The sequence below is a fragment of the Geodermatophilus chilensis genome (genome assembly GCF_002802985.1).
In the GTDB taxonomy this organism is placed as follows: domain Bacteria; phylum Actinomycetota; class Actinomycetes; order Mycobacteriales; family Geodermatophilaceae; genus Geodermatophilus; species Geodermatophilus chilensis.
The window spans coordinates 15,356-37,914 of the sequence record NZ_NVPT01000027.1; the positions used below are offsets into that span (position 1 = coordinate 15,356).

Below are 22,559 nucleotides of genomic sequence, written 5' to 3' on the forward strand. Positions count from 1 at the left end.
CCGCCTCAGGCCGTGGCGAGGTCGGCGGCGGCCGGCTCGCGCGGGCCGGTGGCCGTCTCGTCGGCGTCGGGCAGCTGCAGGTGGGCCGGCACCGGCAGGTCGTAGAGCTTGGCCGCGTTGAGGCCGAGCACCTTCTTCTTCACCGCGGTGGTCAGCGGGGCGTACTCGGTCATGTCCTCGGGGATCTGGAAGTCCACGAAGCGCTCGACCAGCCACTTCGGCGTCCACAGCGCGTAGTCGCTGGAGAAGAGGATGCGGTCCTCGCCGAGCCAGTAGACGAGCTCGCCCATGATCTGCGCGAAGTAGCGCGGCCGGGTGTGGATGAACGGCATCGCGACGGCGAGGCCGGCGTGCACGTTCGGCTCCTGCGTGGCGATCCAGCAGAAGTCCTCCAGGCGCGGCAGCCCGCAGTGCTCGACGATGAACTCCAGGTCGGTGAAGTCCGAGGCGGCGTGGTCGACGTCGGCGACGTCGAAGGCGTCCCGGTCCAGCGGGCGGATGGTCGGGCCCTTGTGGACGTGGATGTTCCTGATGCCCAGCTCGCGGCAGGCCTCGAAGTAGCGGTAGGCCATCGGGTCGGTGAGCTTCCAGCCGCGGGACTCGCCGTGCCAGTCGGCGGTGTAGAGCTTCACGCCCTTGAGCTGCATCCGCTCGGCGTTGGCCCGGAGCTCGGTCAGGCCGTTCTCGCCGTCGCGCGGGTCCCAGTAGTGGTTGTACGTCAGCTTGTCCGGGTGCGCCTGCGCGAGGGCGAAGGCCTCCTCGGTCTGCCCGAAGCCCCGGTGGTAGAACTCGCCGAGCCGGGCCGGCTGGAAGATCGCGTGGTCGACGATGCCGTCGACGAACACGTCGCGCATCAGCCGCTCGCCGCCCTGGTAGAGGTACTCCTCGTAGCCCCAGACCTCGGACTCCGGGCTGAGGTTGCGGTGGTAGTCGTAGAAGCAGTCGATGAACTGCTTCCCGTGGATGTTGCGCTGGTTCTCCGGCCGCGCGTCCCACAGGCCGATGTGGGCGTCCACGACGTAGTACTGCTCGCCGTCCTTGCTGTACATCTCCGGCCTCCGTCGGGTCTCTGTGGCAGCGGTCACACTCCCTGGCCGACGACGCTAGGCGGCGGCCGCCGTCCGCGGAACCGGTCGCTGTCTCACTTTGGGACGCCGTCCGGGCCGATCCGGCGCGTACAGTCCGGTGACACACGACACAGCGGGTCGGCCGTGCCCGCGGCCGGCGGAGGTGCCCGTGGACGTGCGCCCGGACGAGGGGTCGAGCGCGGCCGTCCCGCTGGATCCTGAGCTGGCCGGGCGGGCGGCGGCGCCGCGGCTGCGCGCCTCGTGGCGGCGCAGCCAGGGCTACGGCGTCCCCCCGGACGAGGTCGTCCCCGTCTTCAGCGGCTCGCCGGACACCGGGTCGCTGCTCTACGAGTGCGCGCACCGGGTGCTCACCGACCTGCAGGCCACCATCCCGAACGAGCCGGTCAGCCTCATGGTGGCCGACTCCGAGGGGCTGGTGCTCGCCCGGATCGGCGACGACCGCGACATCCAGCGGTCGCTGGACCGGGTGCACCTGGCACCCGGGTTCTCCTACAACGAGCGCAACGCCGGGACCAACGGCCTGGGCCTCTCCCTCGCCGACCGGGCGCCCTCGCTGGTCCGGGCCGAGGACCACTACGTCACCGACCTGCGCGGCTACACCTGCGCGGCCGCACCGGTGATCGAGCCGGTGACCGGCCAACTCGCCGGCAGCATCAACCTCACGACGTGGTCGAGCAGCTCCTCCGGGCTGCTCCTGGGGCTGGCGCAGACGGCGGCCAACGCCACGAGCGCGCTCATGCTGGTGCGCGCCGGCGGCCGGACGGTGCGGCCGGCGCCGCGCGGCGAGGTCTTCCACGTCATCGGCAGCCACCTGGCCCCGGACGCCGGCGACCCCTGCGTCTCGGCGGCCTGGCGGACGGCGACCGAGGAGGCCGCGGCCGCCGTCGCGGCCGGCCGGGGGACCGCGGTCGTGGGCGAGCCGGGGGCGGGCAAGGCCACGCTCGCCGCCCTCGCCCGCCGACGGCTGTCCTCGCGACAGCGGCTGCTGCACGCGCGCGCCCCGGAGACCGGCGACGTCGCGGCGTGGCTCGAGCTGTGGACGCCGGAGCTGCGCGACGCCGACACCTGCGTCATCGTCTCCGGGCTGCCGCACCTGCCGGCGTGGGCGGCCGGCGAGCTCGCGCAGATCCTGACCGCGGTCCGGCGCCCCGGGCGGCCGCAGCCGTTCGTGCTGGCCGCGCCCGAGTTCGCCGCGATCCCCGAGCAGCTGGCGCAGCTGGCCGACGCCGTCGTCGAGGCCCCGCCGCTGCGGCTGCGGGGGGACGACGTCCTGCCGCTCGCGCGCTGGTTCGCCCGCCAGGAGCGGCACCGCGCGGTGGACGTCACCCCGCGGGCAGCCCGCGCGCTGGCCGGCTGCGCGTGGCCGGGCAACGTGCGGCAGCTGCGCCGCGTCGTCCGCGACGCCGTGGCCCGCGCCGACGTGGTCGACGTGCACCACCTGGCGCCGGAGGTGCTCGACGGCGGCGCCCGCCCGCTCGGCCGGCTGGAGCGGCTGGAGCGGGACGAGATCATCCGCTGCCTCACCCGGCCCGACACCACGGTGACCCGCGCCGCCGAGGAGCTCGGCATCGGCCGCGCCACGCTCTACCGGAAGATCGCCCAGTACAAGATCACGGTGCCGCGGGCGACGGACTGAGCGCGGCTCCGTCCCGGGTCGGCCCCGTCCAGAGGCTCGCCGCGGCCCCGTCCAGAGGCTCGCCGCGAGCCTGCGAGCGGTGAGGAGGACGGGGTCCTTCTACTCAGACCGTGAACTCCACCCCCTGGGCCAGGGGCAGCTCGCCGGAGAAGTTGATGGTGTTGGTCGACCGGCGCATGTAGCTGCGCCACGCGTCGGAGCCGGACTCCCGCCCGCCCCCGGTCTGCTTCTCCCCGCCGAAGGCCCCGCCGATCTCGGCTCCGGAGGTGCCGATGTTGACGTTGGCGATGCCGCAGTCCGAGCCGTCGGCGGCGAGGAACCGCTCGGCCTCGGCCTGGTCGGAGGTGAAGATGCTCGACGACAGGCCCTGCGGGACGTCGTTGTTCAGCGCGATCGCCTCCTCCAGCGTCCGGTAGGGCAGGACGTAGAGGACCGGCACGAAGGTCTCCTGCCGCACGATGTCGGTCTGCTCCGGCATCCGCACGATCGCCGGTTCCACGTACCAGGCGTCCGGCGCCTCGTCGGCGAGCCGGCGCTGCCCGCCCACGACGAGCTCGCCGCCCTGCTGGCGTGCGGCCTCGAGCGCGTCCTGCATCGCCTTGAACGCGGCGTCGTGGATGAGCGGACCGACCAGCGTCCCCTCCTCGGTCGGCGACCCGATGGGCAGGCGGCGGTACGCGGCGGCGAGCCGCTCGGTGAGGTCGTCGACGACGTCGACGTGGGCGATGACCCGGCGCATGGTGGTGCACCGCTGCCCGGCCGTGCCGGCGGCGGCGAAGACGACCCCGCGCGTGGTGAGGTCCAGGTCGGCCGACGGCGTCGCGATCGCGGCGTTGTTGCCGCCCAGCTCCAGCAGCGAACGGCCGAAGCGGTCGGCCACCCGCGGCCCGACCGCCCGGCCCATGCGGGTCGACCCGGTGGCGCTGAGCAGCGCGACGCCCGGGTGGGCGACCAGCGCCTCCCCCACGTCGGCGCCGCCGACGACCACCTGGCTCAGGTCGGCGGGGGCGCCGGTCTCGGCGATCGCCCGGTCGAGCAGGGCGGCCGAGGCGAGGGCCGAGAGCGGGGCGAGCTCGGAGGGCTTCCAGACCACCGGGTCCCCGCAGACGAGAGCGAGGGCGGTGTTCCACGACCAGACGGCCACCGGGAAGTTGAAGGCGCTGATGACGCCGACGACCCCCAGCGGGTGCCAGGTCTCCATGAGCCGGTGGCCGGGACGCTCGGAGCTGATCGTCTTCCCGTACAGCTGGCGGGAGAGCCCGACGGCGAACTCGCAGATGTCGATCATCTCCTGGACCTCGCCCAGGGCCTCGGAGCGGATCTTGCCGACCTCGAGGGTGACCAGCGTGGCGAGGTCGGCCTTGTGCTCGCGCAGCAACTCGCCGAGGCGGCGCACCAGCCCGCCGCGGACGGGGGCGGGCACGGTCCGCCAGACCCGGAACGCCTCGCCCGCCCGGGTCACGGCGGCGTCGACGCCGGCCGCGTCCTGCCACCGGACCGAGGCGATCGGCCGGCCGTTGACCGGTGAGGTCACCGGCCGGTCGCCGGCGAGGGAGTCGAGGTCGACGCCGCAGCGGGCGGCGGCGTCCCGTGCCGAGCGGCTGAGGTCCTCGGCGGTGGGCAGGGTGGTCACGTGCAGCTCCTGGGGATCGGGACGGAGGTCCGACGGCGGGGTCCCGCCGCAAGCTCGCGAGAGAGGGACAGGGGCGGCCCCCTTGCAGGGTCCCGCCGCGAGCTTGCGAGCGGTGGGGGGCAAGGGGGTCCTCTTTCAGACGATGTTCAGTTCTGGCCGGACGTCCGCGCCGGCGAAGCGCGCGGCGCTCAGGCCGGAGACGTCCACGAAGGGCTCCTCGTCCAGGTACAGGTCGCGCACGACCTCGCCCACGGCCGGCCCCATGAGGAAACCGTGCCCGGAGAAGCCGGTGGCGTAGAGGAAGCCCTCGACCGTGTCGGACCGGCCAATGAGGGCGTTGTGGTCCGGCGTCATCTCGTAGAGACCGGCCCACCCCCCGGCGATGCCGACCTCGGCCAGGGCCGGCGCCCGCCGTTTGACCGCCTCACCGAGGCGCGGCAGCCAGGCGTCGGACCGGGTGAGCGCGAAGCCGGGGCTCTCCTCGGGGTCGGACATGCCGAGCAGCAGCCCCGGGCCCTCCCCGTGGAAGTAGAAGCTGGTCGCGAAGTCGATGGTGAAGGGCGTGTGCGGGTCCAGGCCGGGGACCGGCTCGGTCACCAGGATCTGCCGGCGCAGCGGCGTGACCGGCAGGTCGACCCCGGCCCACGCCCCCACCTCGGTCGACCAGGGCCCGGCGGCGCAGACGACGGTGTCGGTGCGGATCGTCCCGGCGTCGGTCCGCACGCCGGTGACCCGGCCGTCCCGGACGTCGATGCCGGTGGCCGGGCAGTGCGGCAGCAGCGTGGCGCCCGCCAGGCGGGCGGCCGCCGCGTAGCCGAGGACGACGGCCTCCGGGGTGCAGTGGCCGTCGGTCGGCGAGTACGCCGCGGCGAGCAGCCCGTCGGTGTCGATCAGCGGCGACAGCCTCTTGGCCTCCGCCACGCTGATCATCCGGCTCGGCACGCCGAGCTCGTTCTGCAGGGCGACGTTGGCCTCGAAGGCCCTGACGGCGAGCCGGCTGTCGAGCAGGAACAGGTAGCCGACCTCCCGGAGGTCGATGTCCTGGCCGAACCGCCGGGGGAAGTCGCGGAAGGTCTCCAGGCTGCGTGCGCCGAGCGCGATGTTGACCGGGTCGGAGAACTGCGCCCGGACGCCGCCGGCCGCCTTGCAGGTCGAGCCGGACCCGAGCGCGCCGGCGTCCAGCAGCACGACGTCGCGCACCCCGGCCCGCGCCAGGGAGTGGGCCGAGCTCAGCCCCACCACGCCCCCGCCGATGACGACGACCGAGGCCGAGGAGGGCGGCGGGCGCCGGGGAGCGGTCATCACGGTCCTCACGGGGAAGGGGGGAACGCCGGGTGCGCTGCATCCTGCTGCCCGGCGACGTGCAGCACCATCGACAGTTCCTCGACCCTCCCGTTTAGCGTTCCTGCATGGACGCCGCCCTCGACCTGGTGAAGCTGCGCACCCTGGTGGAGATCCGGGAGACCGGCAGCATGACGGCGGCTGCGGCGGCCCTCGGGTACACGACCGGTGCGGTGTCGCAGCAGATGACCGCCCTCGAGCGGTCGGTGCGGGCCGAGCTGTTCGCCCAGGTCGGCCGGCGCATGCACCTCACCGACGCCGGCCGGCTGCTCGCCGACCACGCGGTCGGCCTGCTGTCGCTGGCCCGGCAGACCGAGCTGGCGCTCGCCGGGCTGTCCGAGCGTCCGCAGGCGCGGGTCCTCATCGGTGTCTTCGGGACGGCGGCCGCGCTGCTGCCCCGGGCCCTGCAGCGGGTGCGCGAGCAGTGCCCCGGCGTCCGCCTGCGGTCGGTCGAGGTGGACGTCGACGACGCCACCTCCGCCGTGGCCGCCGGGCGGGTGGACCTCGCCTTCGGCGTGGACTACCCCCAAGCGCCCGTCCCGCGGGACCGGGACGTGGCCCTGCTCGTGCTCGGCACCGAGCGCTTCTCGATGGCCACGGCGGCCGGTCGCGCGGCGCGGGGCACGGCGTCGCTGCGGGACTTCGCCGACGAGCCCTGGATCCTCCCCCCGGAGCAGAGCTCCTACGGCCGCGCCGTCCGCATGGCCTGCCGCCGCCTCGACTTCGAGCCCCGCGTCGACCACGTGGTGACCGACACGGCCTCGACCCTGGCCCTCGTCGCTGCCGGCCTCGGCGTCGCGCCGGTGACCGACCTGATGCTCGCGCTGCGCCGGGAGGGGCTGGCGACGGTGCCGCTGGCCGACCGGGTGGAGCGGACCATGGTGCTGGCGCACCGCCGCGAGCCGGCACCGCAGCCCGGGGTGCGCGCGGTCATCGACGCCATCCGGCAGTCGGTGACCCCCGGCGCGACCGACTGAGGGGCCTGCTCCGGACCACACGCCGGTTCGCCCTCCGGCGCCGGGCCGGTCGGTGTGGGTCAGTGCCCGCCCCCGTCGAGGACGGCGGCCAGCGCGTCGACGGCCAGGTCGATGTCGCCCGGCTCGACGACCAGCGGCGGGGACAGCCGGATGGTCTGCCCGTGCGCGTCCTTGACCAGGACGCCGCGCTCGGCCAGCCGCTCGCACGCGGCGCGCCCGGTCATCAGGCCGGGGTCGATGTCGATCCCGGCCCACAGCCCGCGCGTCCGCACCGCCTGGACGCCGTGCCCGACCAGCCCGTCGAGCCGGTCCCGCAGCTGCACGCCGAGCTTGGCCGCGCGCTCCTGGTACTCGCCGGTCTCCAGCAGCCCCACCACGGCGTGCCCGATCGCGGCCGCGAGCGGGTTGCCGCCGAACGTCGACCCGTGGCTGCCCGGCGTCAGGACGTCGAGCACCGCGGAGGTGGACACCACCGCCGAGACCGGGACGATGCCGCCGCCGAGGGCCTTGCCGAGCAGGTAGACGTCGGGGACGACGCCCTCCAGCTCGCAGGCGAAGGTGGCCCCGGTCCGGCCCAGCCCGGACTGGACCTCGTCGGCGACGAACAGCACCCCGGCGTCGGTGCAGGCCTGCCGCACCGCGGCGAGGTAGCCCGGCGGCGGCACGACCACGCCGGCCTCGCCCTGCACCGGCTCGAGCAGCACCGCGACCGTCTCCGGGGTGAGCGCCGCCCGCAGCGCGTCGGCGTCGCCGTAGGGGACGACGGTGAAGCCCGGGGTGAAGGGGCCGAAGCCCTCGCGCGCCGAGTCGTCGGTGGAGAAGCTGACGATCGTGGTGGTGCGGCCGTGGAAGTTCCCCGCCGCGACGACGATCCGCGCCTGCCCGGCGGGCACCCCCTTGACCTGGTGGCCCCAGCGCCGGACCACCTTGATCGCCGTCTCCACCGCCTCGGCCCCGGTGTTCATCGGCAGCACCAGCTCCATCCCGGCCAGCGCGGCCAGGTCACGCGCGAAGGGTCCGAGCCGGTCGTTGTAGAAGGCGCGGCTGGTGAGCGTCACCCGCTCCAGCTGCTCGCGGGCCGCCCGGAGCAGGACCGGGTGCCCGTGGCCGAAGTTCAGCGCCGAGTAGCCCGCCAGGCAGTCGAGGTAGCGACGGCCGTCGACGTCGGTCACCCACGCCCCGCGCGCCTCGGCGACGACCACCGGGAGGGGGGCGTAGTTGTGCGCGGTGACCGTCTCGGTGAGCGCCGCGTGCCCGCTCGAGGACAGTCGGGTCCCGGTGCGCGGGGTGGTCATGGGGGGCCTCCTCCAGGTCGGGCGTCGGACTCGCCACCGGCCGGCGGCCCGGGAGTGCCGGGCGGGGCCGTGTCCCGAAGGTTAGGAACACCGCCCGCAGTGATCAATGCGCCTCCGTTGCGTCATCGGCATGGATCCGTTGCACAGATCGGCCTACGGTGCACGGTGTGTTGCACAGGACCGCGGACCGCCTCGACCCGCTCGACCGGCAGATCATCGGCTGCCTGACGCGGGACGCCCGCGCCACGTACGCCGTCATCGGCGACGAGGTCGGCCTGTCCGCGCCGGCGGTGAAGCGCCGCGTCGACCGGCTGCTCGCCGACGGGGTGATCCGCGGCTTCACCGCACTGGTCGACCCCGAGGTCCTCGGCTGGACGACCGAGGCCTACGTGGAGGTCTACTGGGAGGGGACGCCGTCCCCGCTGGAGCTCCGCCGCAGCCTGGAGAAGGTGCCCGAGGTCGTCGGCGCGTGGAGCGTCACCGGCTCCGCGGACGCGCTGGTGCACATCCTGGCCGCCGACATCCCGCACCTGGAGGAGGCCATCGAGCGCCTCCGGCAGCAGCCCAACGTGCACCAGACCCGCAGCGAGGTCGTGCTCTCCCGGCTGATCGACCGCGCCCGCCCCTGAGGCCGCGGACCCGGCCAGCCGCCGCCCGGCCCACCGCTCCCGGGATCAGGACGGCGGTGCCGGAGGGAGCAGGAACGCGGCGTAGTCGCCGGCCGTCAGCGGCCGCGCGGTGAGCTGCCCCGAGGGCAGCGGCGCCTCGACCCGCTCGCCGTCCCGGGCGAGGACGACGGAGTCGACCCCGGGCACGCTGGTCGCGGTCAGCACGATCTGGGCGACGGCACGCCGGCTGTCCAGCCCCGTCCCGGCGGCGGTGGTGTCGCCGATCCGGACGACCGCCGTCCCGTCGGCGACCTCCGCGACGTCGAGCTCGATCTCGGGCGGGAGCGCGGTGGACAGCTGCCGCTCGCGCTCTCCGGGGTTCGGCCCCTCGGCCAGGTCGTCGAGCAGCGCGTCGAGCCGCTCGGCCACCGAGCCGCCGTCCACCTCGCGTGGCTCGGGGACCAGGCGGTCGTCCGGGGCGACCAGGTGCACCCGAGTGGCGAGCAGGACCGGCTGGGGGTCGGGGGTCGGCTCGGGCGTCGGGGTCGCGGAGGTCAGCCCGTACGGGACCTCGTCGCCGGGGATGGCCTCCGCCGGCCCGCCCGTCGGCACCCCGCACCCGGCGACGAGCGCGAGCAGCCCCGCGGCCACCCACCGCCCCGGGTTCACCGGGCACCCACCGGCAGGGAGAGGCTGAGGCGGGCGCCTCCGGAGGGAGCCGCGGTGCACCACGCGGCGCCGCCGTGCCGGGCCGCCGTCTCCGCGACGATGGCCAGGCCCAGGCCGGCCCCGGGCAGCGACCGGCGGGCCGCGCGGGGTCCGCGGGCGAACCGCTCGAACACCCGCTCCCGGTCCTCGACGGGCACCCCGGGCCCGTCGTCGTCGACGCTGACCACCACCACGCCGTCCCGCCGCTGCACGTGCACGGCGGAGGGGCCGCCGGCGTGCCGGGCGGCGTTGTCGAGCAGGTTGCGCACCGCACGCTCCAGCGCGTTCTTGTCCCCGGGCACCGTGGTGACGTCCTCAGGGTCGGCGTGCAGCAGGCCGCGGTCCCACCCGCCGGCGGCCAGCACCTCCCGCACCAGCGCGGTCACCGACACCGGGACGTCGGGGTCCGACGGCGGGGCGCCGTCCAGGCGGGCCAGGGCGAGGAGGTCGTCGAGCATCTGCCGGAACCGGGCGAGTTCCCGTTCGACGAGGGCCAGCGCCTGGTCGGCGCGCGGGGACAGCTCGCCGCGGCGGGTGGCCAGCACCTCCACGCTGGTCACCACCCCGGTGAGCGGGCTGCGCAGCTCGTGGCTGACGTCGCCCACGAAGCGGGCGTCGCGCTCGATCCGGGCGGCCAGGGCGTCGACCATGCTGTTGAAGCCGGCGACGATGGCAACCAGGTCGGGGTCGGCGGTGGGCGGCAGGCGGGTGGTGAGCTCGCCGCCGGCGATCCGGGTGGCCGCCCCGGCGACCTGCTCCAGCGGCTGCAGCGCCCGGCGGCCGGCCCACCCGCCGAAGGCCGCGCCCGCCGCCGTGGCGGCCAGTGCCCCGGCCCCCAGCACGACGGCCAGCGTGCGCAGCACCTGCTGCAGCTCGGTCAGCGGCGCCAGCTCGTAGAACTCCACCCCGGCGCTGCTGACCGGCACCCCGACGACCAGCGCCGGACCCTCCGGGGTGTCCACCCGGATGGTCCCGGCCGAGCCCGCGGCGACGACGGCGCGCAGGTCCACCGGGACGTCGCGGGCACCGACGTCCAGGCTCGAGGAGTACCAGGCGTCCCCGCTGCGGACGACGACGTCGGCCCCGCCGGAGGGCGCCAGCTCCGCCACCACGTCACCCACCGCCGTCCCGGCGGTCGCCAGGCGGCTGCCGAGGACGTTGGCGTCGGCGAACGCCTGCCGGGTGGACGAACCCTCCCGCTGCTCGAGCAGGTAGCTGCGGGCCAGGAGCCAGGTCGTCGTCACCAGCACGACGGACACGAGCAGCGCCCCGACGGCCGAGCCCATCACGATCCGCGACCGCAGCCCCCGCGACCCGAGGGCTCCCCTCACTGCGGGTCCAGCCGGTAACCCAGCCCCCGGACGGTCACCACCACCCGGGGCGCGGCCGGGTCGCGCTCCACCTTGGTGCGCAGCCGGCGGATGTGGACGTCGACGATGCGCTCGTCGCCGAAGAAGCCGTGCTCCCACACCCGCTCCAGCAGCACCTGCCGGCTGAACACCCGGCCCGGGGCCGACGCCAGCTCGCACAGCAGCCGGAACTCCGTCAGCGTCAGCGGCAGCTGCTCGTCCCCGCGGTGCACCGTGCCGGCCGCCTCGCGCAGCACCAGCGCCGGAGCGGTCCGGTCCAGGACCACCTCCGCGGGTGCCGAGGCGGCGGGGGCGCCGGACCCGGCCCGCCGCCGCAGGGCGCGCAGCCGGGCGGTGATCTCCTTGACCTGGAACGGCTTGGTCACGTAGTCGTCGGCGCCGGCCTCCAGCGCCGCGACGATGTCGTGGGTGTCGGCTCGGGCGCTGACCACGATGATCGGCAGGTCGTGTTCGCGGCGGACCTCGCGGATGACGGCGAACCCGTCCATCGAGCCGAGCATCAGGTCGACGACCATGAGGTCCGGCGTCGCCGTCCCGACCGCGGCGAGGGCCTCCTCACCGCTCACCGCCTCGGCAACGTCGTAGCCCTCGTCCTCGAGCGCCCACCGCAGGGCGGTGCGGATCGGGTCGTCGTCCTCGACGACCAGCAGACGGGGAGCCACTCCCGGCATGCTGCCACCGGTTCCCCGCCGGTCGCCCCGGCGTCACGGGATCGCAAAGCAACGCCCGGGGGGATCGCAATCTCCGCGGCCGACGCTGTCCGCAGCGGCACCAGCCACCACGACCACGGACCGAGGAGGACGGCGATGACGACGGCTCCCGCACGCAGCCGGATGGACGTCGGGACGGAGGGCGACGTGGTGACGGTGCACCTCGACGACGCCCTGCTCGCCGACGGGCTGGCCGACGTGCGGTGGCTGCTGCACGACGCGCTGCTGGCCGGCGCGCGCCGCCTGGTCGTCGACCTCTCCGGCGTGCAGCACCTCTCGAGCTCCGCCGTCGCCAGCTTCCTCTGGGCGCACCGCACCTGCCGCGCCCGCGGCGGCGCGGTCGTGGTGCGGGGCGCCAATCGCCGCACCGAGGACCTGCTGCACCGCACCGGCCTGTGGCGGGTCATCCAGGTGGAGTCCGACCGGGCCGTGGCCTGACCCCGCCCGCACGCCCCTGCCACCCCCTCCGGAGGAGGAGACCGTGACCGGTCTGCTGCTCGTCGTCGTGTCCGCGCTCGCCCTCGCCGTCGTCGGCACCCTCGTCGACGGCCTGTTCTGGCTGACCCTCGTCGGGCTGGCCCTGTTCCTGGTCAGCGCCGCGCTCGGGGAGGCCCGCGGCCTCTCCCGCGCCCGCGGCGGCCAGGACCGCGCCCACGGCTCCGGCTCCGCGCCCGCGAGGAGGTGACGTGCTCCATCCCGACGTCCGCGCCCTCACCGAGACCTCGACCGCAGTGCCGGCACCATCCGGGTCAGTGGCCACCTGACCTCGCTCGGCGCCGACCTGGTGCGCGGCACGGCCGGCCAGCTCCGCGGCCTCGGCCACGTCCGCGTGGTCCTCGACGTCCGCGGTGTGCGCGCCGTCGACGCCGAGGGCCTGGCGGTCCTGCGTGCCCTGCACGACGAGTTCCGCCGGGACGGCGGTGAGCTGCTCATCCGCAGTTGACCGGCACGGCGCCGTGCGACCCGGGCGGGTGCCTGCGGTCGTGGGCGACCGCCGACGTCGGTCAGAGGCAGTACGGGCAGCCCGTTCCGCCGGCCGCGACGGTGCGCAGGCACCGGAGCAGCAGACCGAGGCGGGTGCCCTTGGGGACCAGGGCGTGCGCGCCGGCGTCCACGGCCTCCCGGCGCACCTCGGGGCCCTCCGCGGTCAGCACGATGACCCGGGCGTCGGGCTGGGCGGTGCGCAGCGCGGCGGTGGCCGTCAACCCGTCCGTCCCGGCCATGGACACGTCCATGAGGACGACGTCGGGCCGCAGCCACGCCGCGGCCTCGACCGCCTGCGCCCCGTCCTCGCACTCGCCGACGACGGTGAGGCCGTCCTCGTCGGACAGCGCCTCCGCCAGGGCCCGGCGCACCATCGGGTGGTCGTCGACGAGCAGGACGCGGATGTCGCCGGCGCGGCCGTCCCCGGTCACCTGCACACCTCCTCGCCGTCGGCGTGGGTCACCGGCCGCTCCCCGGCCCGGTGGACCGGCCGTGGCTCGTTCCGGGCCGCTGGACTGCCTACCACACGGACTCCGTCGGCGGGCCTGCTCCGGCCCCGCCAGGGGGCCCGGCCGGTCAGCGGCCCGTGCGGTCGCGGTAGCGGGCGGCGCGCCTGGCGTTGGCGGCCCGGCGGCGCTCGCTGTCCCGCAGGTCGCGCTGGTGCGCGGCGCGCTCGCGGCGGGCGGTGGCGGTGCCGGCCGGGTAACCGGCCTTCACGACCCGGTTCTCGGTCGTCTCGGGCATGTAGGCCAGCGAGTAGATGAGCCCGAGGAAGATCCCACCGCCGGACACCGCCGCGCGCAGCCCCCACGGGGCCGGCAGGAAGGCCATGATCAGCGCGATCGGGACCGACATCTGGACGAGCATGCGGGCGATGTGCCGCGCCCACCACGTGCCGGTCGTGGTGTCGAACAGCACCCAGCCGCGGTGCCGCGCGGGCAGCTTGCCGCCCAGTGCGTACCAGAGCCAGCGGTGCGGCGCCGGCCGGACGATCGGCTCGGACGTGTCGTGCTCTGCCGGCTCTGCCATGGCGTCTGGATGCTCCTGATCGACGACGGTTCCTCCCCATCGTGCCCCGGAATGCTGGGTACCCCAAGGATTGGTGCCCCAACTCGCGCCCGGACGACGGCGATCCCGGTCACGGGACCGGGCGGTCAGGCGACCGTTGCCTCCGGGCCCTCCCCCTCGCGCGCGGCGGGGTGCGCCAGGGCCTGCTGGGAGGCGGCGATCACCTGGGTGAGCGCCTCGCGCAGGCTCATCAGCTGCTCCACCGGCATGCCCAGGCGCTCGACGATGCCGGCGGGGATCCGCTCGGCCTGCTCGCGCAGCGCCGTGCCCTTGCCGGTCAGCGCCAGTGCCAGGTTGCGCTGGTCCCTCGGATCCCGCTCGCGGCGCAGCAGGCCGGCCGCCTCCAGCCGCTTGAGCAGCGGCGAGAGCGTGCCGGGGTCCAGCTGCAGCAGGCCCGAGAGCTCCTTGACCGACAGCGTCCCGTGCTGCCACAGCGCGAGCATCACCAGGTACTGCGGGTGGGTCAGGCCCAACGGCTCCAGCACCGGCCGGTAGACGGCGACCACGTTGCGGGCGGCCACCGACAGCGCGAAGCAGACCTGCCGGTCCAGGGCGAGCACGTCGCCGGACCCGGGTGCGTCCTGGGGTGTCTGGCTGGTCGTCACCCCCTCAGCGTAGGAGCCGTGGGGCACCAAGCGTTGGCCTGCCAACCGTGGGACCCCCGCCCTGGTCGTCCCCGCCGACTCGGCGGCCGGGCTCCGGGCCGCCTCCCCACCCGGGACGCCCCGCTGGGCGCGCCTGCCGTCGTCCGGCCGGCTCGTGGGTGACGCTCCCGGGCAGCGGTCCCGCGCGCTGCGGGGGACACTCCCGGACGGCACGAGGTCCCGCCGGGGACGGCCGCGGAGGCCGAGGGACCGGGAGCCGGTCCGCTCCCCGGCGCGGCGGGACGACCTCCGGGGAGAGCGAGCGGGATGGACGTGCAGGTGACCGACCCGGCCGCGGTGGTGGGCCTCACCGCGCGGGAGGCGGACGCCCGGCGGCGGCGCGGCGAGGGCAACGTCGCCGTCAGCTCGTCGTCCCGCAGCTACGCCCGGATCCTGCGCACCAACGTCTTCTCGTTCTTCAACGTCATCCTCTTCGTGATCGGCGCGGCGCTGCTGGTGCTGGGGCGCTACAACGACGCCTTCACCAGCGTGGGGCTGGGACTGGTCAACGCGACGATCAGCGCCGTCCAGGAGATCGGGGCCAAGCGCAAGCTCGACCGGTTGCAGCTGCTGAGCCGCAGCCCGGTCACCGTGCTGCGCGACGGCCGGAAGACCTCGGTGGCGCAGGAGGAGGTCGTCCGCGGGGACGTGCTGCGCGTGCGCCCGGGCGACCAGGTGGTCGTCGACGGCCCGGTCCTCGACGGCGGCCGGGTGGAGGTCGACGAGTCGCTGCTGACCGGCGAGTCCGAGCCGCAGCTGCGGGGGCCCGGCGAGGACCTGCTGTCGGGCAGCTTCTGCGTCGGCGGCGGAGGGGACCAGCTCGCCCGGGACGTCGGCGCGGCCAGCTACGCCAGCCGGCTGACCGTCGAGGCCCGCCAGGCGTCCACGGACACGACCCCGCTGCAGCGGCGCATCGGCTTCGTCGTCCGGCTGGTCATGGTGCTGGTGGCGCTGATGAGCGCGACGATCCTGCTGCAGGCCGCGCTCGAGGGGTTCTCGCTGGTGCGCGTCGTGCAGACCACGGCGGTGCTGTCCGGGCTGGTGCCCTACGGGCTGTTCTTCCTCGTGGCGGTGGCCTACACCGTCGGCGCGGCGAAGAGCTCCGCCAAGGGCGCTCTGGTGCAGCAGGTCAACGCGGTGGAGTCGGTGAGCAACGTCGACGTCGTCTGCACCGACAAGACCGGGACGCTGACCACCGGCCGCCTGTCGCTGGCGGAGGTGCGGCCGGTCGGTCCGCTCGGGGCCGCGGACGTCGAGCAGCTGCTCGGCTCCCTGGCCCGCAGCGCGACCGCCGCCAACCTGACCTCCTCGGCGCTGGCCGCGGCGCTGCCCGGCACGCCGTGGGAGGTGCGCGAGGAGATCCCGTTCTCCTCGTCGCTGCGGTGGAGCGCGCTGCGCACGGACGACGGCGTCCTCGTCCTGGGCGCACCCGACGCCCTGGCCCCTCAGCTGTCCGGGCCGCCGCTGACCGAGACGGTGACCGGCCTGACCGGGCAGGGGCTGCGCGTGCTGGTCGTCGCCCGCGCCGCCGATCCGGACTCCTCGCTGCGCGACGACGCCGGGCGGCCGCGGCTGCCGGCGCTGGAGCCGCTGGCCGTGGTGGCCCTCGCCGACGAGCTGCGGCCGGACGTGCCCGAGACCCTCGCGGGGCTGACCGCCGGCGGCACGGCGGTCAAGGTGGTCTCCGGAGACGACCCCCGCACGGTCGCCGCGCTGGCCCGGCAGGCCGGGCTGGACGGCGGGGAGCCGGTGACCGGCAGCGACCTCGACGCCCTCTCCGACCGGCAGTTCGACGACGTGGCGGCCCGGACGACGGTGTTCGGCCGGATCGCCCCGGAGCAGAAGGAGCGCCTCGTCGCCTCGCTGCGCCGGCAGGGCCGCTACGTCGCCATGGTCGGTGACGGCGTCAACGACGCCCGCGCGCTCAAGCGGGCCCACGTCGGCGTGGCGATGAGGAGCGGCAGCGCCGTCACCCGCGACGTCGCCGACATCGTGCTCACCGACGACTCGCTGACCGCGCTGCTGCCCGCCCAGCAGGAGGGCCGGCGGATCATCTCGGGCATCGGCACCTCGATGCAGGTGTTCCTCGCCCGGGTCGGCACGCAGGGCCTGGTGATCCTCGCGGTGACCATGCTCGGCCTGGGGTTCCCCTACTCCCCCGCCCAGGTCGGGCTGACCCTGCTGACCGTGGGCCTGCCGACGCTGTTCCTCACCATGTGGGCCCGCCCCGCACCGCCGGACCCCCACCTGCTGACGTCGCTGTGGCGGTTCGTCGTCCCGGCCATGGTCGTCACCGCCGCCGGCGGCGTCGGGATCTACGCCCTCCACTACACGCTGCTGCTCTCCGGCTTCAGCCAGGACGACGTCCCGGACTTCGTCGTCTCCGACTTCGAGCGCTACACCGGGGTCTCCTCCAGCGACGTCGGCTTCGCGGAGGCGGCGGCGACGATCGGGGCGCAGACGGCGCTGTCCACCTTCGTCTCCTACGCCGCCTTCCTGCTGATCCTCTTCCTCAAGCCACCCAACCGGCTCTTCGCGTCGTGGACCCGGCCGGACGGCGACCGACGGCCGGCCGTCCTCGTCGCCGTGCTGGTCGTCGCGTTCACCGGCGGGCTGTTCGTCTCCGCGTTCACCGACTACTTCGGCCTCACCCGCGCCGCCGACCCCGTCTTCAGGACCGTCGTGCCGGCGCTGGTGCTCTGGTTCGCCGTCCTGACGGCGGCCTACCGGTTCCGGCTGCTGGAGCGGGCCCTGGGGCTGGCCCATCTCCCCGGGGCGAACGCCGCCCGGAGCGCGCCGACGCAGGGCTGAGGACCGGTCAGGTCTCCGTCCTGGGGGTCGGGGTCGCTCCGTGCCCGAGGCGCACGTTGATCTGCTTGGTCTGCGTGAAGCCGGCGATCATGCCCTCGAGGGACACCTCCCGGCCGATGCCGCTCTGCTTGTAGCCGCCGTAGGACTGGCCCACGACCTGCCCACCGCCCTGGTTGACCTGCACCCAGCCGGCCTCGAGGCGGTGCGCCGTGGTGATCGCCTGGTCGATGTCGTGGCTCCAGACGTAGGCCCCCAGCCCGTAGGCGGTGTCGTTGGCCATGCGGACGACGTCGTCGACGTCGGTCCAGGCGATCGCGACGACCACGGGGCCGAAGATCTCCTCGCGGGCGAGGCGGAAGCTGTTGTCGCCGCCGGAGAACAGCGTGGGCACGTGGAAGAACCCCTCGGCCAGGGGCCCGCTGGTCGGCGGCAACCCACCCACCTCGACGTGCAGCGCGGGATTGGCCAGCCCGTCCTCCAGGTAGCCGGTGATGGAGTCGAACTGGGTCTCGTTGATGACCGCGCCGATGTCGCTGCTCTCGTCCAGCGGGTCACCGACCGTCATCGCCCCCAGCCGCTCCGCCAGCCGGGCGAGCACCTCGTCGTGGACGTCGCGGTGCAGGTACAGCCGGGAGCCGGCGGTGCAGCTCTGGCCCTGCCGGCTGATCCGCGAGGACAGGACCAGGCCCTCGATCAGCTCGTCGGTCACCGCACCGGGGAAGACGATCGACGGGTTCTTGCCGCCCAGCTCCAGGGACAGGTGGGCCAGCCGCTCCCCCGCCTTGCTGGCGATGCCCCGGCCGACCTCGGTGGAGCCGGTGAAGGAGATCTTGTCGACGCCGGGGTGCTCGACCAGGGCGTTGCCCGCTGCCCGGCCGGTACCGGTGACCACGTTCAGCACGCCGGGGGGCAGGAACTCCTGGCAGATCTCGGCCATCAGCAGGATCGACAGCGGAGCGTCCTCGGCGGCCTTGAGCACGATGGTGTTCCCGGCGGCCAGGGCGGCCGGCACCTTGAAGCCGGCGATCATCAGCGGCGAGTTCCACGGCAGGATCGCGCCGACCACCCCCAGCGGCTCCTGCCGGGTGTACTGCAGCTGCGACGCCTCGGCCGGCAGGGTGGTGCCCTTCACCTCCCCCGCCACGCCGCCGAAGTAGCGGAACAGGTCGACCAGCAGCGCCGCCTCGGGCCGCGCCTGGCTGCGCAGCGCGTTCCCGGTGTCGGCGGCGGTGACCCGGGCGAGTTCCTCGGCGCGGCCCTCGAGAGCGTCGGCGATCCGCAGCAGCAGCCGCTGACGAGCGGTGAAGTGCTGGTCGCGCCAGGCGGGGAACGCCTCCCGGGCGGCGGTGACGGCTCGGTCGACGTCCGTGGCGCTGCCGCGGGGCACGCGGGCGATGACCTCGCCGCGGCGGGCCGGGCTGGTGATCTCCCGCCACCCGCCGTCGGCGGCCTCCACCCACTCTCCGCCGATGAGCATCAGCCGGGTCGGCGGGGACGTCGTGCCGGGAGACCGGCTCAGGACGCTCTGCTCGGACATGGCTTCCTCCTGTGCCTGGTGGTGAGGCGGCGGCGGGTCGGGCCGGACCTCCTGCTCGGCGCGCAGTGCGTCGAGTGTCAGCGTGCACCTGACGGTCGGCGACCCGGAACCCCCGACACCGCGTCCGCCGCCGCCCACACCGGTCCGACCGGCGCTGTCCGGCCCGTCGGGGGCACCCGCGAGTCATTGACGGCGGCCAGACGGGACTGAGCCGTCGGTGGCGGCATGGCAAGGCGGCGGTCTCCCCGGGCTGCATCGAGTTCCACCCGGAGAGGCCGTGGGCGCGGAAGATCACAATTTGTGTACGCGCGGCGTCCCCCTGCATCAGCGGCAGCCCCGGGAAGCGGAGGCATGGTTGTGATGCCCGAGCCCAGCGTCAGGGTCGGTCGGAGCGTCGACTTCGGGCCTGTAGGACCGCTTTGGCCACGAGGCCGATGGCCAGAGCGGTGGCCATACCCAGGAATCCCCAACCGGGCTCACCCCGGATGAGCCAGGTCGCAGCCGCACCCGCCAAGGCGACCCCGAGAAAGGCCGTGGTCAGGATCCATCGGGACCGCGGCCAGTCCGGTCGTCCATCAGCGCTCACCCAACGCATCGTGACGGCGATCCATCCGCCGTGCACAGCCGGTCACCCGTACGTGGAGTGAGCATTGGGCCCGGCCGGCCGGCCGATAGGCAGTCGCAGCGTGTCCCTGAGTGGGCCGCTTCAGGACATCAAGACTCACCGTGAGCCCGACCTCAGGGTCGGTCGGGAGTAGGGACGACCTGACGATGAGGTCAGCCGTCGAGGACGCTGGCCATGACCCGCCGCGCCCGCCGCCCTTCCGGCACTGGCAGGAGGGGGTGCACGTGGATCAGGCCCGCTTCCTCGTGGTGGTCGACCTGTACACCGGCGGCACGGGCGCGGCTGACCAGCAGACGGGTGTCCGGGCTGGTGATGTCGAGGGTGCCGCTGAAGACGGTCAGCGGGCCGAGCCCGGCCAGGTCACCGAACAGCGGGCTGACCAATGGGTCCTTGAGCGGCAGGTCGCCTCGCCAGAGCTCGATCGCCGCCCGGGTACCGGGCCGGGCGAGCCACGGATCCTGTGGCTCGACGAGGTCGATCTCCGGATTGGCCAGGGTCAGGTCCAGCGCGGGTGAGACGAGCACGGTCCGGTGCAGCGGCGGCACGCCCCGGTCGCGGAGGAGCAGCGCCGCGGACAGCGCGATCTGTCCGCCGGCCGAGTCACCGAAGGCGGCGACCTGCCCGGCGCCGTACCGGTCGACCAGCGCGCCGATCACGTCGGCGATCGGGGGCACAACCGTCGCCGCGGTCCCCACGGGCGCAAGCGGGTAGATCGGGACGGTGATCGCGGCGCCGCTGCGGGCGGCGAGCCCGGCGATCAGCCGCCAGTGCAGCGGGTGTATCTGATTGACCCAGGCGCCGCCGTGTACGTAGACGGCGGCACGGGGCGCCGTGTGGCGACGAGGCAGGACCCGGTAGACCGGCCAGCCCGTCTCGTGGCGGACGTCGACCTCGATCTCGACCGAGCGCAATCCCCGCGGCGGCCCGTACGGGACGGGCCGCACCAGGCGATGCTGCACACCGCGCAGCATCGCCTCCGGGCTGGCGAACTCCCGCCGGAAGCCGAGCAGGCGAAAGAGCGGAGGCAGCAGGCGGCCGGCGGGGCTGGGCACGGAGGTCGGTCCTCTCGACTCGAGCAGGGGCCGGGGTCCATGGCAGCTTGCAGCACCGTCCACAGGCACGAACCCGAGGGGTCAGCCGCCGACCGCCGCTCCCCCGGTGAACCCGGGGAGCATGGCAGGACGCTGCGTCCGGGGTGCCCGTGAACGGGCCGCTCGAGGACGCCATCGCCGGGCTCGCCCTGAGGGCGACCCAAGGGACGGCGTCGACTCGCTCGAGCGCCGCGACGAGTGATGGCAATGCCCCTGCCGTTCAGCGCATGCTCCCGCCGAGTTCTGGGTCGACGAGCCCGACGACGCCGACCGGCATCCGCGAGGCCGTGCTGGCAGCCGCCGGCCGTGAACCGGTACAGCCCGGGGAGTTCAGGCGCTGACCAGCCCCGCGGCGGCTGCCGCATCCGGCCTCAGCAACATGGCAGGAGTGCCCAGCGTCCGGCCACGGCGGCTTCTCGTACCCCGCCGCTGCCGGGCTCCGGTCAGGTGCCCGGGGGTCGCTCACGTGGAGCGCCGATCAGGATGCTCTCCGCTTGCGCGGCCATGCTGCGCACGACGTCGCCGGCGTCCTCGATCGCGTGGACCTGTCCGACCGCCTCGCCGACGATCATGTTGGCGAGGTCGACGTCATCGGCTTCGACGGCGTGCGAGAACTCCGCACGTGCCGCGTCGAGGTTCCCGACCAGTTCGGTCTCGTGGCCGTGCCAGCGGACCACGAAGTCGTTGGCCAGGACGCGACTGGTGTAGACGGGGGGCCAGGTCTTGCCGCGGACGATGTCGTAGACGCTGGTGCGTCGGGTCGAGTCGCCGTTGACAGCGAGGGCCCGTGCGTGGGCGCCGCGGGTGACTGCCGCCTGGCGGGTGGCCCAGAAGCGGGTGCCGGCGACGACTCCGTCCGCGCCCAACGCCAACGCCGCCGCGACGCTGCGGCCGTTGGCGATCCCGCCGGCGGCCAGCAGCAGCACCTCCGGCCGCTCCGCGGCGATGAGGTCGGCGGCCTCGGGGACGAGTGTGAAGGTCGACCGGGTCCCCTTGCCGTGGCCGCCGGCTTCGCCGCCCTGCACGCAGACCGCATCGGCGCCGATCCGCAGTGCCTCGTCCACCTGGGCCAGGTCGTGCACCTGACAGATGAGCGGTACGCCGGCTCGGTGGATCTGCTCGACGTAGGGGCCGGCGTCCCCGAAGGACAGGAAGATGGCGGCGGGCTCGTGCGACAGCGCGATGTCGAGGAGGCCGGCGTCGATGCTCCAGGTGATGAACCCGCATCCGACGCGGGTGCCGGCGGCCGCCCCGAGCTCCCGGCTGAGCCACTCCTCGTCTCCGTAGCCGCCGCCGATGAGCCCCAGGCCTCCGGCTCGGCTCACGGCAGTGGCCAGTTCGGCGGTGGAGACGAGGTCCATCGGTGCGGACACGATGGGGTGTTCGACACCGAAGCGCTCGGTGAAGCGGGTGTGCAGGGTCATCACTTCTCCTCGGTGGCCTTCTCGGAGCGGCCTTCGACGACGTCGACGGTGATCAGGGTCATCGTTCTCGGGCTCCCCGGCGTCGTGTTCGCGGACGTGACATGCGGTGGTCAGAGGAGCTCGGCGAGCCGGTCGATGACGGCGCGTGCCGGTCCGGTGGTCGCGGAACGGAAGCCGGTCCCCGCCCACAGGCGCACCGTGCGGGTCCCCGGCGGCGGCCGCGGCCTGCCGGAGGCCGCGGGTCAGGTGGTGAATGGCGGCGTAGCCGGCCGGGGTCGGCCGAGCACCGCCCGACGCGGGTGGTGACCTGCGGCAACTACGACGGGTGGCTGCAGTTGGTCGCCACCGGCCGCGGCGTCGGCGCCGTGCCCCGGTCCGCCGCCCGCACCGACACCCACCCCGGCGTCACCTTCATCCCACTGGCCGGCGCGCCACCCGTCTCCGTCTGCCTCACCTACCGCCCCCGCCGCGGCGACCCGCTGGTGCGCCGGTTCGTCGACGTCGCCGCGACCGCAGCCTCCGCTGAGCCCCTGCAGGAGCTGCGGACGGGCATGCCAGGCCCGCCCCCTACGACATCGCAGAGAGATTCCAGTTCTCCGAGAGGTCAGGGATGCCGCCGAGGTGCCCCGTAGTGAGCGCTGAGGGACGCCGACAGCGGTGGCGGCGCATCTGATCCCAGGGCAGGCACTAGGAGCCTGCTGAACAACCTCGGCGTGTCTGCCCGGTGCGAGCGGGGAGCGCGAGAACGATTTGGGTCGTGCAGGGCACTTCCCAGCCTCAGCATGTGGTGATGGATGCCGATTCGGTGTCGGGTCACCTGTTGCCGTCGGGCAGCGTCTACGCGTTCTTGGCCGAGCATCGCCGGGAGCTGTTCCCGGATGCGATGTTCGCCGATCTGTTCCCCTCCGCCCTGGGCCGGCCCAGCGTGCCCGCGGATGTGGTGGCCGCGGTGCTGGTGCTCCAAGCGCTGGAGGGCCGCTCGGATCGGGAGGCGACCGAGGCCCTGACC

21 protein-coding genes and 1 pseudogene are annotated in these 22,559 nt (G+C 74.6%); 9 read left to right on the forward strand and 13 right to left on the reverse strand.

Annotation, left to right across the window (positions count from 1 at the left end; all coding sequences use genetic code 11):
- Positions 1-5: 5 nt before the first annotated feature.
- On the reverse strand, positions 6-1,049 hold the full coding sequence (locus tag CNO22_RS06775) for an amidohydrolase family protein (protein WP_100498592.1): 1,044 nt from the start codon (positions 1,047-1,049) through the stop codon (positions 6-8).
- A 187-nt stretch (positions 1,050-1,236) separates the two neighbouring features.
- Between CNO22_RS06775 and CNO22_RS06780 the strand changes: the two genes are divergently transcribed.
- Positions 1,237-2,724: an AAA-type ATPase lid domain-containing protein gene (locus tag CNO22_RS06780; protein ID WP_232806849.1), complete on the forward strand. Its 1,488-nt coding sequence runs from the start codon at positions 1,237-1,239 to the stop codon at positions 2,722-2,724.
- Between the two features lie 103 nt (positions 2,725-2,827).
- Here the strand turns inward: CNO22_RS06780 and amaB are convergent, their stop codons facing one another.
- Both amaB and CNO22_RS06790 read right to left on the reverse strand, forming a co-directional pair.
- A complete protein-coding gene (amaB, locus tag CNO22_RS06785; RefSeq protein WP_100498593.1) occupies positions 2,828-4,357 on the reverse strand; it encodes an L-piperidine-6-carboxylate dehydrogenase in 1,530 nt (509 codons plus the stop codon).
- Between the two features lie 135 nt (positions 4,358-4,492).
- Complete coding sequence (locus tag CNO22_RS06790) at positions 4,493-5,659, reverse strand: NAD(P)/FAD-dependent oxidoreductase (RefSeq protein WP_100498594.1); 1,167 nt, start codon at positions 5,657-5,659, stop codon at positions 4,493-4,495.
- A 107-nt stretch (positions 5,660-5,766) separates the two neighbouring features.
- Between CNO22_RS06790 and CNO22_RS06795 the strand changes: the two genes are divergently transcribed.
- On the forward strand, positions 5,767-6,675 hold the full coding sequence (locus tag CNO22_RS06795) for a LysR family transcriptional regulator (RefSeq protein ID WP_100498595.1): 909 nt from the start codon (positions 5,767-5,769) through the stop codon (positions 6,673-6,675).
- A gap of 59 nt (positions 6,676-6,734) precedes the next feature.
- On the opposite strand, the gene rocD is transcribed toward CNO22_RS06795, so the two are convergent.
- Positions 6,735-7,970, reverse strand: coding sequence for an ornithine--oxo-acid transaminase (rocD, locus tag CNO22_RS06800; RefSeq protein WP_198588149.1), 1,236 nt, complete (start codon positions 7,968-7,970; stop codon positions 6,735-6,737).
- Positions 7,971-8,137: 167 nt separating this feature from the next.
- Between rocD and CNO22_RS06805 the strand changes: the two genes are divergently transcribed.
- On the forward strand, positions 8,138-8,599 hold the full coding sequence (locus CNO22_RS06805) for an Lrp/AsnC family transcriptional regulator (RefSeq protein WP_232806850.1): 462 nt from the start codon (positions 8,138-8,140) through the stop codon (positions 8,597-8,599).
- A gap of 45 nt (positions 8,600-8,644) precedes the next feature.
- Here CNO22_RS06805 and CNO22_RS06810 read toward each other — a convergent pair whose 3' ends face one another.
- From CNO22_RS06810 to CNO22_RS06820, 3 genes are read right to left on the reverse strand one after another with little or no spacing between them, the layout of a single operon-like run.
- A complete protein-coding gene (locus CNO22_RS06810; RefSeq protein WP_157936830.1) occupies positions 8,645-9,247 on the reverse strand; it encodes a GerMN domain-containing protein in 603 nt (200 codons plus the stop codon).
- The gene (locus tag CNO22_RS06815) at positions 9,244-10,617 is read right to left on the reverse strand and encodes a sensor histidine kinase (RefSeq protein WP_100498598.1); all 1,374 of its coding nucleotides are present in this window, start codon (positions 10,615-10,617) and stop codon (positions 9,244-9,246) included. The genes CNO22_RS06810 and CNO22_RS06815 overlap by 4 nt, the downstream gene beginning before the upstream one ends.
- Positions 10,614-11,327 carry a response regulator transcription factor gene (locus tag CNO22_RS06820; protein WP_100498599.1) on the reverse strand — a complete coding sequence of 238 codons (714 nt, stop codon included), beginning with the start codon at positions 11,325-11,327 and terminating at the stop codon, positions 10,614-10,616. Before CNO22_RS06820 ends, CNO22_RS06815 begins: the two co-directional genes overlap by 4 nt.
- Positions 11,328-11,462: 135 nt before the next feature.
- On the opposite strand from CNO22_RS06820, the gene CNO22_RS06825 reads away from it, so the two are divergent.
- Genes CNO22_RS06825 through CNO22_RS27265 form a run of 3 tightly spaced genes read left to right on the forward strand, consistent with a single transcriptional unit; the run spans position 11,463 to position 12,309 of the window.
- Positions 11,463-11,804, forward strand: a complete 342-nt coding sequence (locus CNO22_RS06825) for an STAS domain-containing protein (RefSeq protein WP_100498600.1) — start codon at positions 11,463-11,465, stop codon at positions 11,802-11,804.
- Between the two features lie 43 nt (positions 11,805-11,847).
- The gene (locus CNO22_RS06830) at positions 11,848-12,051 is read left to right on the forward strand and encodes a hypothetical protein (protein ID WP_100498601.1); all 204 of its coding nucleotides are present in this window, start codon (positions 11,848-11,850) and stop codon (positions 12,049-12,051) included.
- Positions 12,052-12,108: 57 nt separating this feature from the next.
- A complete protein-coding gene (locus CNO22_RS27265) occupies positions 12,109-12,309 on the forward strand; it encodes an STAS domain-containing protein (protein ID WP_108724364.1) in 201 nt (66 codons plus the stop codon).
- Positions 12,310-12,370: 61 nt separating this feature from the next.
- Here CNO22_RS27265 and CNO22_RS06835 read toward each other — a convergent pair whose 3' ends face one another.
- The 3 genes from CNO22_RS06835 to CNO22_RS06845 form a co-directional block, all read right to left on the reverse strand.
- Positions 12,371-12,781, reverse strand: coding sequence for a response regulator (locus tag CNO22_RS06835; RefSeq protein ID WP_157936832.1), 411 nt, complete (start codon positions 12,779-12,781; stop codon positions 12,371-12,373).
- Positions 12,782-12,926: 145 nt separating this feature from the next.
- Entirely contained in the window at positions 12,927-13,379 is a 453-nt protein-coding gene (locus CNO22_RS06840) for a DUF5313 family protein (protein WP_100498603.1), read from the reverse strand.
- A gap of 125 nt (positions 13,380-13,504) precedes the next feature.
- Positions 13,505-14,023 (reverse strand): MarR family winged helix-turn-helix transcriptional regulator, encoded by a 519-nt coding sequence (locus CNO22_RS06845; RefSeq protein WP_100498604.1) that lies wholly within the window; start codon positions 14,021-14,023, stop codon positions 13,505-13,507.
- A gap of 306 nt (positions 14,024-14,329) precedes the next feature.
- Between CNO22_RS06845 and CNO22_RS06850 the strand changes: the two genes are divergently transcribed.
- Positions 14,330-16,873, forward strand: a complete 2,544-nt coding sequence (locus CNO22_RS06850; protein ID WP_100498605.1) for an HAD-IC family P-type ATPase — start codon at positions 14,330-14,332, stop codon at positions 16,871-16,873.
- Positions 16,874-16,880: 7 nt separating this feature from the next.
- Here the strand turns inward: CNO22_RS06850 and CNO22_RS06855 are convergent, their stop codons facing one another.
- From CNO22_RS06855 to CNO22_RS06870, 3 genes are all read right to left on the reverse strand, one after another.
- Entirely contained in the window at positions 16,881-18,410 is a 1,530-nt protein-coding gene (locus tag CNO22_RS06855; RefSeq protein ID WP_100498606.1) for an aldehyde dehydrogenase family protein, read from the reverse strand.
- Between the two features lie 777 nt (positions 18,411-19,187).
- On the reverse strand, positions 19,188-20,087 hold the full coding sequence (locus CNO22_RS06860) for an alpha/beta hydrolase fold domain-containing protein (RefSeq protein WP_100498607.1): 900 nt from the start codon (positions 20,085-20,087) through the stop codon (positions 19,188-19,190).
- A gap of 482 nt (positions 20,088-20,569) precedes the next feature.
- On the reverse strand, positions 20,570-21,550 hold the full coding sequence (locus tag CNO22_RS06870) for an NAD(P)H-dependent flavin oxidoreductase (protein ID WP_100498609.1): 981 nt from the start codon (positions 21,548-21,550) through the stop codon (positions 20,570-20,572).
- A gap of 101 nt (positions 21,551-21,651) precedes the next feature.
- Between CNO22_RS06870 and CNO22_RS30070 the strand changes: the two genes are divergently transcribed.
- Both CNO22_RS30070 and CNO22_RS06880 read left to right on the forward strand, forming a co-directional pair.
- Entirely contained in the window at positions 21,652-22,182 is a 531-nt protein-coding gene (locus CNO22_RS30070; RefSeq protein WP_408609693.1) for a LysR substrate-binding domain-containing protein, read from the forward strand.
- Positions 22,183-22,307: 125 nt separating this feature from the next.
- Positions 22,308-22,559, forward strand: a pseudogene (locus tag CNO22_RS06880) (IS5/IS1182 family transposase); the annotation flags it as partial.